The organism is Phaeobacter sp. A36a-5a, assembly GCF_037911135.1.
In the GTDB taxonomy this organism is placed as follows: domain Bacteria; phylum Pseudomonadota; class Alphaproteobacteria; order Rhodobacterales; family Rhodobacteraceae; genus Phaeobacter; species Phaeobacter bryozoorum.
In genome coordinates, this window is record NZ_JBBLYU010000005.1 from 181,711 (window position 1) to 195,005 (window position 13,295).

Annotated in this window: 16 protein-coding genes; 9 read left to right on the forward strand and 7 right to left on the reverse strand. The window is 59.3% G+C overall.

Features of this window, described 5'->3' with window-relative positions; genetic code table 11:
• Positions 1 to 27 precede the first annotated feature (27 nt).
• The 9 genes from WLQ66_RS17945 to WLQ66_RS17985 all read left to right on the forward strand — a co-directional run bounded on the left by WLQ66_RS17945 (position 28) and on the right by WLQ66_RS17985 (position 8,210).
• Positions 28 to 480 (forward strand): c-type cytochrome, encoded by a 453-nt coding sequence (locus WLQ66_RS17945; protein ID WP_340547703.1) that lies wholly within the window; start codon positions 28 to 30, stop codon positions 478 to 480.
• A gap of 12 nt (positions 481 to 492) precedes the next feature.
• Complete coding sequence (locus WLQ66_RS17950; RefSeq protein ID WP_340547704.1) at positions 493 to 1,851, forward strand: cbb3-type cytochrome c oxidase subunit I; 1,359 nt, start codon at positions 493 to 495, stop codon at positions 1,849 to 1,851.
• Between the two features lie 2 nt (positions 1,852 to 1,853).
• Positions 1,854 to 2,648, forward strand: a complete 795-nt coding sequence (locus tag WLQ66_RS17955; RefSeq protein ID WP_340547705.1) for a CbbQ/NirQ/NorQ/GpvN family protein — start codon at positions 1,854 to 1,856, stop codon at positions 2,646 to 2,648.
• Positions 2,649 to 2,652: 4 nt separating this feature from the next.
• Positions 2,653 to 4,590: a nitric oxide reductase activation protein NorD gene (locus WLQ66_RS17960; RefSeq protein WP_340547706.1), complete on the forward strand. Its 1,938-nt coding sequence runs from the start codon at positions 2,653 to 2,655 to the stop codon at positions 4,588 to 4,590.
• Between the two features lies 1 nt (position 4,591).
• A complete protein-coding gene (locus WLQ66_RS17965) occupies positions 4,592 to 4,774 on the forward strand; it encodes a protein NnrT (protein WP_340547707.1) in 183 nt (60 codons plus the stop codon).
• 65 nt (positions 4,775 to 4,839) lie between these two features.
• The gene (locus tag WLQ66_RS17970; RefSeq protein WP_340547708.1) at positions 4,840 to 5,010 is read left to right on the forward strand and encodes an NnrT protein; all 171 of its coding nucleotides are present in this window, start codon (positions 4,840 to 4,842) and stop codon (positions 5,008 to 5,010) included.
• 32 nt (positions 5,011 to 5,042) lie between these two features.
• A complete protein-coding gene (locus tag WLQ66_RS17975; RefSeq protein ID WP_340547709.1) occupies positions 5,043 to 6,266 on the forward strand; it encodes an NnrS family protein in 1,224 nt (407 codons plus the stop codon).
• Between the two features lie 115 nt (positions 6,267 to 6,381).
• Positions 6,382 to 6,762, forward strand: a complete 381-nt coding sequence (locus WLQ66_RS17980) for a DUF2946 family protein (RefSeq protein WP_340547710.1) — start codon at positions 6,382 to 6,384, stop codon at positions 6,760 to 6,762.
• 59 nt (positions 6,763 to 6,821) lie between these two features.
• Positions 6,822 to 8,210: a PepSY-associated TM helix domain-containing protein gene (locus tag WLQ66_RS17985; RefSeq protein WP_340547711.1), complete on the forward strand. Its 1,389-nt coding sequence runs from the start codon at positions 6,822 to 6,824 to the stop codon at positions 8,208 to 8,210.
• 93 nt (positions 8,211 to 8,303) lie between these two features.
• On the opposite strand, the gene WLQ66_RS17990 is transcribed toward WLQ66_RS17985, so the two are convergent.
• From WLQ66_RS17990 to WLQ66_RS18020, 7 genes are read right to left on the reverse strand one after another with little or no spacing between them, the layout of a single operon-like run.
• Entirely contained in the window at positions 8,304 to 8,609 is a 306-nt protein-coding gene (locus WLQ66_RS17990; RefSeq protein WP_340547712.1) for a DUF8776 family protein, read from the reverse strand.
• A 35-nt stretch (positions 8,610 to 8,644) separates the two neighbouring features.
• On the reverse strand, positions 8,645 to 9,031 hold the full coding sequence (locus WLQ66_RS17995) for a response regulator (RefSeq protein WP_340547713.1): 387 nt from the start codon (positions 9,029 to 9,031) through the stop codon (positions 8,645 to 8,647).
• Between the two features lie 37 nt (positions 9,032 to 9,068).
• Positions 9,069 to 9,932: a CheR family methyltransferase gene (locus WLQ66_RS18000; RefSeq protein WP_340547714.1), complete on the reverse strand. Its 864-nt coding sequence runs from the start codon at positions 9,930 to 9,932 to the stop codon at positions 9,069 to 9,071.
• Entirely contained in the window at positions 9,929 to 10,417 is a 489-nt protein-coding gene (locus WLQ66_RS18005; RefSeq protein ID WP_340547715.1) for a chemotaxis protein CheW, read from the reverse strand. The genes WLQ66_RS18000 and WLQ66_RS18005 overlap by 4 nt, the downstream gene beginning before the upstream one ends.
• On the reverse strand, positions 10,401 to 12,536 hold the full coding sequence (locus WLQ66_RS18010; RefSeq protein ID WP_340547716.1) for a chemotaxis protein CheA: 2,136 nt from the start codon (positions 12,534 to 12,536) through the stop codon (positions 10,401 to 10,403). The genes WLQ66_RS18005 and WLQ66_RS18010 overlap by 17 nt, the downstream gene beginning before the upstream one ends.
• 1 nt (position 12,537) lies before the next feature.
• The gene (locus WLQ66_RS18015; RefSeq protein WP_340547717.1) at positions 12,538 to 12,912 is read right to left on the reverse strand and encodes a response regulator; all 375 of its coding nucleotides are present in this window, start codon (positions 12,910 to 12,912) and stop codon (positions 12,538 to 12,540) included.
• On the reverse strand, positions 12,909 to 13,196 hold the full coding sequence (locus WLQ66_RS18020; RefSeq protein WP_340547718.1) for an STAS domain-containing protein: 288 nt from the start codon (positions 13,194 to 13,196) through the stop codon (positions 12,909 to 12,911). The genes WLQ66_RS18015 and WLQ66_RS18020 overlap by 4 nt, the downstream gene beginning before the upstream one ends.
• Positions 13,197 to 13,295: the final 99 nt, after the last annotated feature.

A 13,295-nucleotide genomic window follows, 5' to 3' on the forward strand; every position in this document is an offset into this window, starting at 1 on the left:
TCAGCAACTGCCGGAAAGGGCCAAGCCATGGCTGAATTTCTGACCAAGTCGCGGGCGCGCAATGTGTTCTACGGAGGGTCAATCTTCTTCGTCGTCGTGTTTATTGGCATGACCGTGCACAGCCACCGCTACGTCGTGACCACCTCGACCGCAGGAATGCCCCTGACCGAAGAGGTCAGCCTCGGCAAACGTGTCTGGGAGCGTCACTCCTGCATCAACTGTCACACGCTGCACGGCGAAGGTGCCTATTTTGCCCCCGAAGTCGGCAATGTCATGACCCGCTGGGGCGTTCAGGACGAACCGGAAGAGGCCTTCGAGACACTGAAGAACTGGATGGAGAGCCAGCCCAGCGGTGTCGAGGGTCGCCGTCAGATGCCGTATTTCCAACTCACCGACGAAGAGATCCGGGGCCTGGCCGAATTTCTGCGATGGGCCGATCAGACCGACACTCAGGGCTGGCCGCCCAATGACGCGGGCTAAGGGAGAGACACAATGAAATATCAATCTCAGAAGGTCGCTCAGGCCTATTTCATCTGCGCTCTGGCGCTGTTCGGAATTCAGGTGATCGGCGGGCTATTGGCAGGCTGGATCTATGTCGCCCCCAATTTCCTGTCCGAGCTTCTGCCGTTCAACATCATTCGCATGATCCACACCAACGCGCTGATCGTCTGGCTGTTGCTTGGGTTCTTTGGCGCTGCCTATTTCCTGATCCCTGAGGAATCCGAACGGGAGATCTTCTCGGTCAAACTTGCCTATCTGCAACTTGCCATCCTGATGATCGGCACACTTGGCGCTGTTGGCTCTTATCTGGTGGGCATCCACGGAGGGCGCGAATTTCTGGAGCAACCGCTCTGGGTGAAATTCGGCATCCTCGTGGCCGCGCTGATCTTCCTGTTCAATGTGTCGATGACCGTACTGGCGGGCAAGAAAACCGCAATTACCAACGTGCTCCTGATGGGCCTGTGGCTGCTGTCGCTGCTCTGGGTCTTTGCGTTTATCAACCCCGAGAACCTGTCCCTCGACAAAATGTACTGGTGGTTCGTCGTCCATCTCTGGGTCGAAGCGACCTGGGAACTGGTTATGGCGGCGATTCTGGCCTTCCTGCTGCTCAAGCTGACGGGCGTGGATCGTGAGGTGGTCGAAAAATGGCTCTATGTCATCGTTGCCACCGCGCTGTTCTCGGGCATTCTCGGCACCGGACATCACTTCTACTGGATTGGCCTGCCCGGCTACTGGCAGTGGATCGGCTCGATCTTCTCCACCTTTGAGGTGATCCCCTTCTTCCTGATGATGTCCTTTGCCTTTGTGATGGTCTGGAAGGGGCGCAAGAACCACCCCAACAAGGCCGCGCTTCTGTGGTCGCTGGGATCGAGCACCGTGGCGTTCTTTGGCGCCGGTGTCTGGGGGTTCCTTCATACCCTGCATGGTGTCAACTTCTACAGCCACGGCACTCAGATCACTGCTGCACATGGGCATCTGTCCTTCTACGGGGCCTATGTGGCGCTGAATCTCGCGGTCTTCACCTATGCCATGCCGATGCTGCGTGGGCGGGCACCCTATAACCAAGTCCTGAACATGGCGAGCTTCTGGCTGATGACCGGCGGCATGGCCTTCATGACCTTCGTCCTCACCTTTGCTGGCACCATCCAGACCCATATGCAGCGCGTCATTGGCGACTACTACATGGATGTTCAGGATAGTTTGGCGATTTTCTACCTGATGCGGTTTGGCGCCGGGGCCGCCGTTGTGATTGGCGCTCTCCTGTTCATCTATGCGCTGCTCGTGGTGCGTCGGGACGAGCTGATCGCACCGGGCCCGGTCCATGAGACCAGCACCATCGCAGGAGAATAGCCATGAATATGCAAACCCCCTGCGCGATCCCGCACTACTCTGAAATTGCAGTAGAATGCACCCTGTTCGAAACCGCATACAGCCAGGGTCTCCCCCTTCTGCTAAAGGGGCCAACCGGCTGCGGCAAAACACGTTTCGTCGAACATATGGCCGCCCGGCTCGGCCGTCCGCTATACACTGTGGCCTGCCACGATGACCTCTCGGCCGCCGACCTGATTGGCCGCTACCTGCTGAAGGGCGGCGACACCCAATGGGTCGACGGACCACTGACCCGGGCTGTCCGAGAAGGCGGGATCTGCTATCTCGATGAGGTCGTCGAGGCGCGCAAGGATGTGACAGTTGTGCTGCACCCTCTGACAGACAACCGCCGCAGGCTGATGATCGACCGCACCGGAGAAGAGCTGGTGGCGCCGCCAGGCTTCATGCTGGTCGCCTCCTACAATCCGGGCTACCAGAACGTGCTAAAGCGTCTCAAACCCTCAACACGTCAGCGCTTTCTCTCAGCCAGCTTCGACTTCCCGCACCCGCAGGCGGAAATCGCCATCGTTGCGCAGGAAAGCGGCCTGGATCCGTCCCGTGTTCAGCCTCTGGTCCGGCTGGCCGGGCACATCCGGTCGCTGTCGGGCATGGATCTTGAGGAAGGTGTCTCGACCCGGCTGCTGATCTACACCGCCAGCCTGATCCAAAGCGGCATGGCGATAGAAGCGGCACTGGACGCCGCGATCATCGAGCCCCTCACCGATGAAGAGGATATCAAACAAGCGCTGCGCGATCTGATCGCCACGATCTACGGGTAGCGCCATGAAATTGCTCGACCTGATGGAGCCGGAGGAAACTGTTGGCAACCTCTGGCACGATATGGCCAGCAATCTCGCCGGTGAGGTCGCAACGGATGGTGAAATTCTATCTGCTGCGGCCTGCCGGTTGCAGGACCTGCGGCGCAGCCTTGCCGTCCTGTTTCGCGCCTTGGGGGGAACTGCCTCTGTGGAATTGGTCGAAACCCCCGCTACCGTCGCGCAGCATCGTCGCTCCTTCGGCCATCGGATCGCCGCTGACCGGCTGCGTGAATATATCCCCTGCTATGACGGCACGCGGCTGGCCCTGCCGCCGGTGATCGCCTGCTTTCCCAGCTACGATCTGAACCGGGCCGCCTATTTCTGGCTTGTTGCGCTGGCGGCGGCAACCGATCCAGCAGAACTGCACCCGCGCGCCGACATGCCTGCGCAAGCGCTGGACATGGCCCGGATTCGGGCCAACATTGCCGCCAGCAGGCGGGCTGCCGAACATTGTCCGGGCCTGCGGCCCGCTTATCTCCGGATGGCCACTTTATGTGTGACACAGCGCCAATCACGACCGTTGCATACGGCCGAACGCGCAGTGGCAGAGCAGATCGTCGCCGCCCTGTCGTTGGATCCTTGGGCCATGGCGACCGACTGGGGCGAATTCACTCCCTCGACAGACAGCAGCAGGTCCCAAAGATACATGCCCTTCGCTCCGGTGCCGATCTGGCTGCGCTATTCCTCCCCCGAGAGTTCCGCCTCGGCTGCGGCCGATCCTGATGACCAAAGGACGCCACTGGCCGCCGCCACCATGAGCCAACGCAAGCTCGGCGTGCGTGCAGACCAGGAGCAGGCCCGTCGCCAGGACAGCTTCATCCTGCACCGATTTGAATCAATCCTGTCCTGGGTCGAGTCCATGAACATCAACCGAAGCGTTGATGACGACGATCCGGACAATGCCCAGAAAGCCGCCGAGGATCAGGATCTGATAATTCTGACCAAACACGACCGCCGCCTTGCCTCGCGGCTTCGACTGCATTTGGACCTGTCGCCCGCAGATGCCGAACACGAACGGTTGAGCGCTGAATTCACCTATCCCGAATGGAACCATCGTAGCCAAAGCGAGATGGCGGATCATTGCCGCGTGCTGGAGGCCGCAGCGCAGCCTGAAACCACACGTCCCTTCCGCCCCGATCCGCGCCAGATCCGCAGCGTCCGTCGCCAGTTCGAGGCCCTGCGTCCACGCCGGATCCTGCAACCGCGCCAGATCGACGGCGCCGAGCTGGATCTCGATGCGGTGATCAGCGCCCGGGCCGAGCTGGCCGCAACAGGGCGCGGCAGTGACCGGCTCTGGCAGAACACACGCCAGCAACAGCGGGATTTATCGGTCGCCTTTCTGATCGACACATCGCGTTCCACCGAGGCCGCAATTGCGGACAGCAGCGTGATTGAGATTGCGCGCAATGCCATGGCGGCGCTTGCGTTCGGGATCGACGTGGGCGGCGACCGATTGGCGATCTGGGGGTTCTCCTCGCTCCGCCGCGATCGCGTTTTCCTGACCCGCTGCAAGGGGTTCGACACGCCGATGTCTGAGGACGTCACCGCCAATATCGGCGCGTTGCAACCGGGCCATTATACACGGCTTGGCGCCGCAATCCGCCACGTCAGCGCGCAGTTGGCAACGGAGCCGTCCAGCCGTAAGCTGCTGATTATCCTCACCGATGGCAAACCCAACGATCTGGACCATTACGAAGGCCAGCATGGCATCGAAGACAGCCGCATGGCCGTTCGGACAGCCCGGCGCGCAGGCCAGCGCCTGCACGGCATCATCATCGACGAAGACGGTCAGGACTGGTTTGCCCGAATTTTCGGACGCGGCGGGTTTTCACTGCTGTCGGATCCCACACGGCTGACCCGCGCGCTGCCCGACATTTACCGAACACTCACACAGGAGACCTGACATGCGCCGTATCTTGCTCATCCTATCCTGCGCCGCGACCGTCGCTTCGCCCGCCATGGCCAAGGGCTTTGACCGGCCTGTTCCGCACGCGCAATCGGCAACTGCCGAATTCTGGTTTGTACTGGCCTGCATCGCCTTGGTTATGGCGCTTGCGGCGGTGCACATGCTGGTGATGCGGCGATGACTGCGCGAGCCGGTTGGTCGCGCTTGCGCATAACCGTCACACTCTACCCGTTTGGCGCCGGTGCGATGGCACTGAACGTATATTTCGCTGCTCTGATCACCAGCTGGCTGGGTCTGCCCGTTCTGGGCATATCCCCGTCGATCATCATAGGTGCGGTAATCGCCCTGCCCGCCACCTACGCCTTTGCCGGACATATCCGACACCTTATGGACAGCGCCGAAGTGCCGCAATCCTGAACCTGTTACCCGAATACCAGCGGAGCTGACCCATGGCCGTGACCACCAAGGCAGATGCCGGAAATTCCACAACGACATTGCGCACCCCGCCGATACTCTCCTATGGTTTCCGGCCGTTTTTCCTGCTTGCGACGCTTTGGGCAGGACTGGCGATGATCGCCTGGATCGGGCTGCTCGGCGGAACGCTGACCCTACCGCTCAGGCTTGATCCTGTATCCTGGCACGCGAAGTCTTTTCTCTTTGGTTTCCTCAGCGCCGTTCTCGCGGGCTTTCTGCTTACCGCCGTGCCAAACTGGACCGGTCGCGCTCCGCTCACCGGAGGACCGCTGCTGGCACTGGTTCTGTTGTGGATGGCGGGACGTCTCGTGACGCTATGTGGCGCATTTCTTCCGGTCTGGACCCTCACTCTGGTCGATGTGAGTTTTCCACTCATGCTTGGCGCCGTGGTCCTGCGCGAGATCATCGCAGGAAAGAACTGGCGCAACCTCGTCATCCTTCTATTGCTGGCTATACACGCATTGGCGCTGCTTCTGCTGCATCTGGAAACGGCTGCGGGCGGCTATCCCGCACAGGGGTTGGGGCTGCGTCTGGGACTGGCCAACGCGATTGGAATGATCTGCCTGATCGGCGGACGTATCATCCCCAGTTTCACCCGGAACTGGTTGGTCAAACAGGGGGCTGATGTGCGCCCTGCGGATCCAATGCAATCTCTGGACAAAATCGCATTGGCACTCAGCCTGCCGACCTTGGCCATATGGGTTGCTGTACCAGATCACATCGCAGCCGCAGCGGCGCTGGCCATCTTTGGTGTTGCGCAGATGCTGCGACTGGTCCGCTGGCAGGGACATCACACAGGAGCGGAGCCACTGCTGGGCATTCTGCACCTGGCTTATGCAATGATCCCCATCGGCGCCCTCCTGATGGCCTCGATCCGGCTGCTGCGGCTGCCGCTGGATCCCGCATCCGCCCAGCATCTGTGGATGGCCGGGGCTATTGGCATAATGACGCTGGCCGTCATGATCCGCGCCACGCTCGGACATACCGGCCGCCCACTGGTCGCAGGAGCAGGCACCCGACTGCTCCTGTTGGCGATCATCATAGCCACCTTCGCGCGGCTTGTGGCGAACAGCGGGTCCGATATAGCGCATGAGCTCTATCTGATCTCGGCAATCGCGTGGTGCATCGCCTTCTTCGGCTTCGCATTGCTCTTCGGACGGGCCCTGGTCTCCACCCGACGACCGGCGACGGACACCTAGCGCGACACCATCGTCGGGACTGTACCAACCTAGTGCAATGATTTTGCTCACAAAAGCTTAGGTAATACAGCAGAATCACTCGCCATCACGTCGCAGTCGAAGTAACACACTGCACATGCGATTCGCGGTACATATCCTGCCACGGCTGGCCATGATGCTAGCACTGGTGCTGGCCATGGTCGGCACCGGATTTGCACATCGCTATGACCGCGCCGTTGACTCGCCCGACTATGCCGCCTTTGTCGCCGCAGGCGGCACATTAAGCGATCTCTGTGGTGACAGCACGGACCCAGATCACGGTGCTCGTGCAAAATGTGAGGCCTGCCGACTGACCGCTGCGGCCCTGATGCCGAGCCATCCAGAAACGCCCGGCCTGAGCTTGGTACAGCGTCCGAGAACACGCGCAGCCGTCGTCAAACCGCTGCGCCGCGACCGCCCGCGTGGTCCGGCACATCGCACCCGGGCCCCTCCAGCGCCATTGACCTTCCTTCTCTGACGTCAATTGCAAACTATGCGCTGCCACACCGGCAGCCAAAAAAGGCCTGGAGCCAACCTATGACCCTGCCCCATTCCCCCGTGCAGCCGCAGGGCCGCACGCAGAAACTCTATTTTGCTGCCTGGCGGTGGCATTTCTACACCGGTCTGTTCGTCATTCCGTTTCTCGCAACACTCGCGCTAACCGGGCTGGCCATGCTGTGGATCGCCTGGGTCGACGGGCGCGATGGCGAACGTACCCCCGTCACTGTCCAAGCCCACGCCCTGCCACTTTCGGCGCAGGCCGATGCCGCGCAGGCAATCCTGCCTGATGGCATCTTGAAAACATATGTGGCCCCCCGAGGGGCCGACCTCGCCGCGCTCTTTCGCATCGATCACGACGGTGACGCAGTGATGGTTGCGGTTGACCCCTATACGGCCACGGTCATCGAAACCTTCCCGCGCCGCAGCGGATGGTATGATTTCGCCGACAGTCTGCATAGCGATCTGATGCTCGGCGTCACTGGCGACCGCATCCTGGAAACCGCTGCCTCTCTGACCATGCTGCTGATCGCGACCGGCCTATACATGTGGTGGCACCGAAATCTGGGCTGGCGCCACGCATTGCTGCCGAGCCGGGGACGCGGCCGGACGACGTGGAGATCTCTGCACGGGGTGGTCGGTTTCTGGATTTCGCTTTTTCTTGCACTGTTTCTGGTTTCAGGCCTTGCCTGGGCCGGAATCTGGGGTGGGAAACTGGTTCAGGCCTGGAGCCAGTTTCCGGCGGAGAAATGGGACAACGTCCCCCTGTCCGGCGATACCCATGCCAGCATGGACCACACCCGCCGCGAGGTTCCCTGGGCACTTGAGCAGACGCCGATGCCAGCTTCAGGGGGAACTGCGGGCATCAGCGGTGTTATCGGTGCAACTGTCGACATCGACAGCATTGACGCCCTGGCGCGCCATATCGGATTTGGCGGACGATATCAGCTCAGCATTGCACGCGGCGATACCGGTGTCTGGACCCTAAGCCGCGATTCCATGAGCACCGACAGTATCAACCCCACCTCTGACCGGACTGTCCATGTCGACCGCTACACCGGTAAGATTCTGGCGGATGTCCGATTTGCCGATTATTCTTGGCCCGGAAAGGCGATGGCCGTCGGGATTGCCCTCCATATGGGCACGTTGGGACTGTGGAGCGTTCTGGCAAATACGCTGGTTTGCCTCTCAATCCTGTTTCTATGTGCCAGTGCCGTGGTGCTCTGGTGGAAGCGTCGTCCTGCCAAATCAGGCCGCCTCTCCGCCCCGCCGATGCCCAAGGAGCTGCCTCTCTGGAAAGGCGCAGGACTGGTCGGAATTGCAGTATGCATTGCCTTTCCGATGGCGGGGCTGGCTCTTCTGGCGCTGCTGATGCTGGACGGGTTGATCCTGACGCGCCTGCCCGCGCTACGCCACCGCCTGACATAACACCAGCCGAAACATGCGGCAGATACGCCAGCGACCAGACATGCGCACGACCCAAGATATGACTGCACCGCCCGATGGGCGGTGCAGAGGGTCTCACTTCTGAGATGCGCTGGCCGGATCGCGGAGCCGGTCACGCAGTTTGTGCAATGTCACCACGGCGCTGCTATCGTTGAGATTGATACCGCCGGTTTCCTTCGCAAGCTTCTGTAGTTCCGCATAGAACTTTCCCAGGGCCGCAAGCGTCTGCACGACAAGATCGAAATCTTGCAGAGATTGCCGCTCTTCGCGGGTTGGAGGCGTCCCACGCTCAAAGATTGTAAGCACCGTATCTTCAAGCGCCTGCACCTGGGTTTGCAACCGCTGCATTTCCGCGCGTGACACATCGCAAAGATCACTCACCGTGTGACCCTTTGGCGGTGGTGTCGACTGCATGTTCATAGGCGGCCAACCACTTGCTCGATTGCCTGCTTCATCGTGGCAACGGTGAACGGCTTGCGAATGATGTTATTCATCGCCAGGCGACGACCGACTTCAACGATCTCCGGTGTCGGTTTGCCCGTGACGAGGATAAAGCCTACACGTTGCGTCACGCGGTGCTCACGCAGCGCTTTCAGCAGGCCAAGCCCATCCATGCCCGGCATGTTGTAGTCGGACAGCACCAGGTGAACCGGATTGGTCACGAGCTTCTGAAACGCAGATTGCCCGTTGTTTTCAACCATGTAGTTACTCACGCCAAGCTCGTCCAGACATTGGGTCAGGATGCCTCGGCTGGTAGACATATCGTCAACGACCATCACACGCAGAGAGTCTTTCAAGCTCATTTTTAGTTCCTCATTTTCTCTTTTTTTGCCGGACTGCTCAGGTGTTCCCACCGGCAGGAGAGTTTAAGTAAGTGGTGATCCCGACGGTCTGCAGCGCCGATGCCGCAGGGCCGGACATACGTTCCGAGTGGCCGATAAACAGATAGCCGCCCGGATTGAGACTGCGCTGAAAGGCGTGCCAGACCTTTTGCTGGGTCGGGGTATCAAAGTAGATGGCCACGTTTCGACAGAAGATGGCGTCAAACTTTCCTTTGAACGGAAAGGGTTCGATCAGGTTGAGCACACCAAATGTCAGCAGGGCACGCAGATCTTCGCGGATCGCACCATCTTGCCCTTCGATCTTATAGTAGCCGCTGTATTTCTGCGGGATCTGCGACAGCTCTTCAGCAGAGTAGCGTGCCGACGACGCCTTGCGGACAACAACAGGATCGATATCGGTGCCAAGGATTTTGACATCCAGTTTCTCAACATCCGGGCACAGTTCCTTTAGCACCATCGCGATGGTGTAGGGTTCCTGCCCGTTCGAACACCCTGCCGACCAAATTCGCACCCTATCTCCGCGACGCGCCTTTTCCAGGAGCGGCGGCAGCACGTCGTCGCGCAAAGTGTCAAAGTGATGCGGCTCTCGAAAGAACTGCGTCACATTTGTCGTCAGCAGAGACAGCAGCTCGCTGCGCTCCACATCCGCATTTGGTCCGTTCAACTCCTTCAGGTAGGATTTGAAATCGGTATAGTTGAGCTTGCGCAACCGCCGCGCCAAGCGAGAAGAAACCAAGGGTTTCTTGCTGCTGGACATGGCCAGCCCAAAGTGCTTGTGCGCGAAATCGGCGATGGCTTCGAAATCCTGATCAGACAGGGTGAAACCATCCGCACGAGAATCAATGGGATTGGCAATGGTCACGAGATCACCTGTTCCGGTACAGTGATGACCGCATCCAGATTGATGATCCGCACCATGGTTTCATCGTGCGAAATAATCCCTTGGATGTAGTCCATCGTGTTGCGACTATCCACCGGCGGGGTGTCCTGGATATCATCCGGGTTGATCGAGATGATCTCCGATACTGACTCTGCCAGCAGACCAACCGGCTTGCCGTGCACCGAGACAACGATCACGACGTTTCGCTCGCTCGCTTCGGTCTGCTGCAGCCCAAATCGCGCGGACAGATCGTAGATCGGGATCACCGCGCCGCGTAGGTTCATCACGCCCAAGACATCTGCGGGCGCATGAGGCAGGATCGTCACCGGAGACCAGCGACGGATTTCCCGGATCTGCGTGATTTTCAGACAGAACGCCTGACCAGCAACGGTGAAACTGACAAATTCGCTGTGCTGGGCGTGTTTGACTTCTGAATCTTCATATTTGGCTTCAGCTTGCGATTGCATTGCTTATTCTCCGCTCTGTGTCGAAAGCGGCTGCAGAAGGCGAAGCCGCAAGAATACTTTCAGGATCAAGGATCATAGCGATCTTACCGTCACCAAGAATGGTGGCAGCGGCGACGCCGGGAATATTCCCGCAAACGCCATCGAGGCTTTTGATGACCACCTGGCGTTGATCGTGAATATCGTCCACGGCCAAGGCACTGCGCTGACCAGTCTCCGTTTCTACCAGAAGATAGACGCCCGGTGGCTGATCCTGGTCGGCCTTGGACAATCCAAGCGCCCCGCCCACATCGCAAACAGGGACGAAGTTACCCCTGATCGACAGCAGCGTGCCATCGGCCCCCAGATTGTTGACCATGTCATCACTGCCGCGCATTGTTTCGACAATGGACGTGATCGGGACAACCATCGTTTGGTCGGCGACCGAAACAACCATTCCATCCATGACTGCAAGTGTCAGGGGCAGAATGATGGTGAAGACCGACCCCTTGCCCGGGGTAGAGGCAATATTGATCCGCCCGCCCAAAGCTGTGACAGCGTTTTTGACCACATCCATGCCAACACCACGCCCGGAGAGATTGGAAATCTCTTTGGCTGTGGAGAAACCAGGCAAGAACAACAGGTTGTCGATCTCGCTGTCGGTCAGGTCCGCATTCTCTGGAATGAGACCTTTGTCGATCGCGATCTGCTTCACCCGCGGGCGATTAACGCCGGCACCATCGTCCTTGATCTCGATACAGACACTACCGGACCGGTGAGACGCTGACAGACGGATCTCGCCGCTGCGGCTTTTACCCGCAGCTTCGCGATCGTCGGGCTTTTCGACACCGTGATCGACCGCGTTCCGCAAGATATGGGTCAACGGATCGGAGAGACGCTCGATGACCGTCTTGTCGACCTCGGTATTCTCACCCTCGGTGATCAGCTTAGCTGTTTTTCCAGTTGCGGCTGAGGCCTCACGAACAATCCGCGCCATACGCTGAAACAGCGGTTTGACGGGTTGCGCGCGAATAGACATGACACCTTCCTGGATATCGCGGGCAAGATTTTTAAAGCCCTCCAGTTCGGTCTCGACATCCCGCAGATCCGCAACATCAAGGTTGGCAATTTGCTGTGCCAACATCGAATGGTTGATGATCAATTCGCCGACGGCGTTGATCAGACGATCGACGCGTTCCAGGTCGACCCGCAGCGTTGGATTTGGCCCACGCTGCTCGGACTTCGCGGCCTCAGCTTTTGGCGCAGCCGCTTTCGCGGCCACCGGGGCCGCCACAGCCTCCGGTTCTGGAGCTGAGACCGGCGGTTCAAAAGGGGCAGCCACCTGATCACCGCCTTCCTCTGGAGCGGCACCAAATGCAGCCTCCAGTGCAGCCAGAGCATTGGCCTCGTCTTCTTCATCCATGTCGGATTCGATGGACAGCTCGCACAGCCCTTCGACAAACTCAAACACAGACTCGATTGCAGACTTTGGCTCTGTTGTGGTGAGCGTCAAGGCCCAGATAAGATAGCTCTCGTCGGTATCCAGAGCATCGAAACCTGGCAACTCGCTCTCGTCAAGCGTCACCTCCAGCGTGCCCAGATCAGCTAGCGTCTGGAACAGGAAGTAAGGCTCGTTACCGGTCCCGTACATGTCTTTCAATGGATGGAAACGGATCGAGTAAACCCGCTCTTTCTCCACCTCGATTGGCGACATCTCAAAGGCACCGCCCAACCCCATGGGCTGGAAAACCACCTCTTCTTCATCCTCATCGATATATTCCTCGAGAGCCGCGATGAGCACATCGTGATGGGCCTCATCGGTGCTGCCACCATCGCGCGCGGTCGAAACGAGATCAGAGAGATGATCGCTGGAGCGCAGCAACAGCTGGATCAGCTTGGTATCAAGACCAAGCCGGTTGGCCCGCACTTCGTCAAAGACGGTTTCGAATTTATGGGCAAAGGCCACCAGCTCATCCAAGCCAAATGCGCCCGCCCCCCCTTTGATCGAATGAACCGCCCGGAAGACAGCATTGACCACCTCAGGGTCATGATCGCCTCCTTCGATAGCGGTCAAACCCTCATCCATTGCTTCGAGGAGCTCTTCGCACTCCTCGAAGAATGTGTCCTGTATCGACCCGGCCATCTTAGGCTGCGGCCCCGGTGACGCGTTTCAGCGCGAAAATCAGGGATGCGTCGTCGAATGGCTTGGTGATCCATCCGGTCGCGCCGGCACCGCGGGCGCGGGCCTTCAGTTCGGGCGCGCTCTCGGTGGTCAGGACCAGGATTGGAACCTTGGAATTGATGCCTTCCCCGCGCAGCTCTTCAATGACGCCGAACCCGTCGAGGTTTGGCATGTTGATGTCGGTAATCACCACATCCGGAGCCACGTCGGCATACATGTCCACACCTTCGCGGCCATCCACCGCGCAATGGTATTCAAAACCGGCCTCTTCAAGAGCGGCGGCCAGGAGATTCCGGATCGTGCGGGAATCGTCGATTGCCAGAACTTTCGTCTTCATGCTGTTTCCTCGTCTTCAAATCGGTTGGGCTCGAGCCCCAAAAGAGTGAGCGATTTCCGGCACCCTTCAGTGATCTTAGAGACTGAGAACCCCAGCCCCTCCGATCGCCATTGCTGTTCTGCGCTCAGCAGAAGCTGCAGGCAGCGTGACGGCATGACCGCCACACTGCTGCAATCAATCTCCACTGCCTGAGTGCGCGCCCCGCGCAAGAATGAAATCAGCGGATCAAGATCCGAGAAAGCATTGGGCAGGTCCAAGATGTGTTTTTGCGTTTCCGTCGTCATGGTCAGCGATTCGCACCCCCGTATTCGGCGACAGGTTTCAAGTCGATACGGTAGGAGTAGACGCCGGGCCTTAATATTTGATTGCCGGACCGGCGCCCC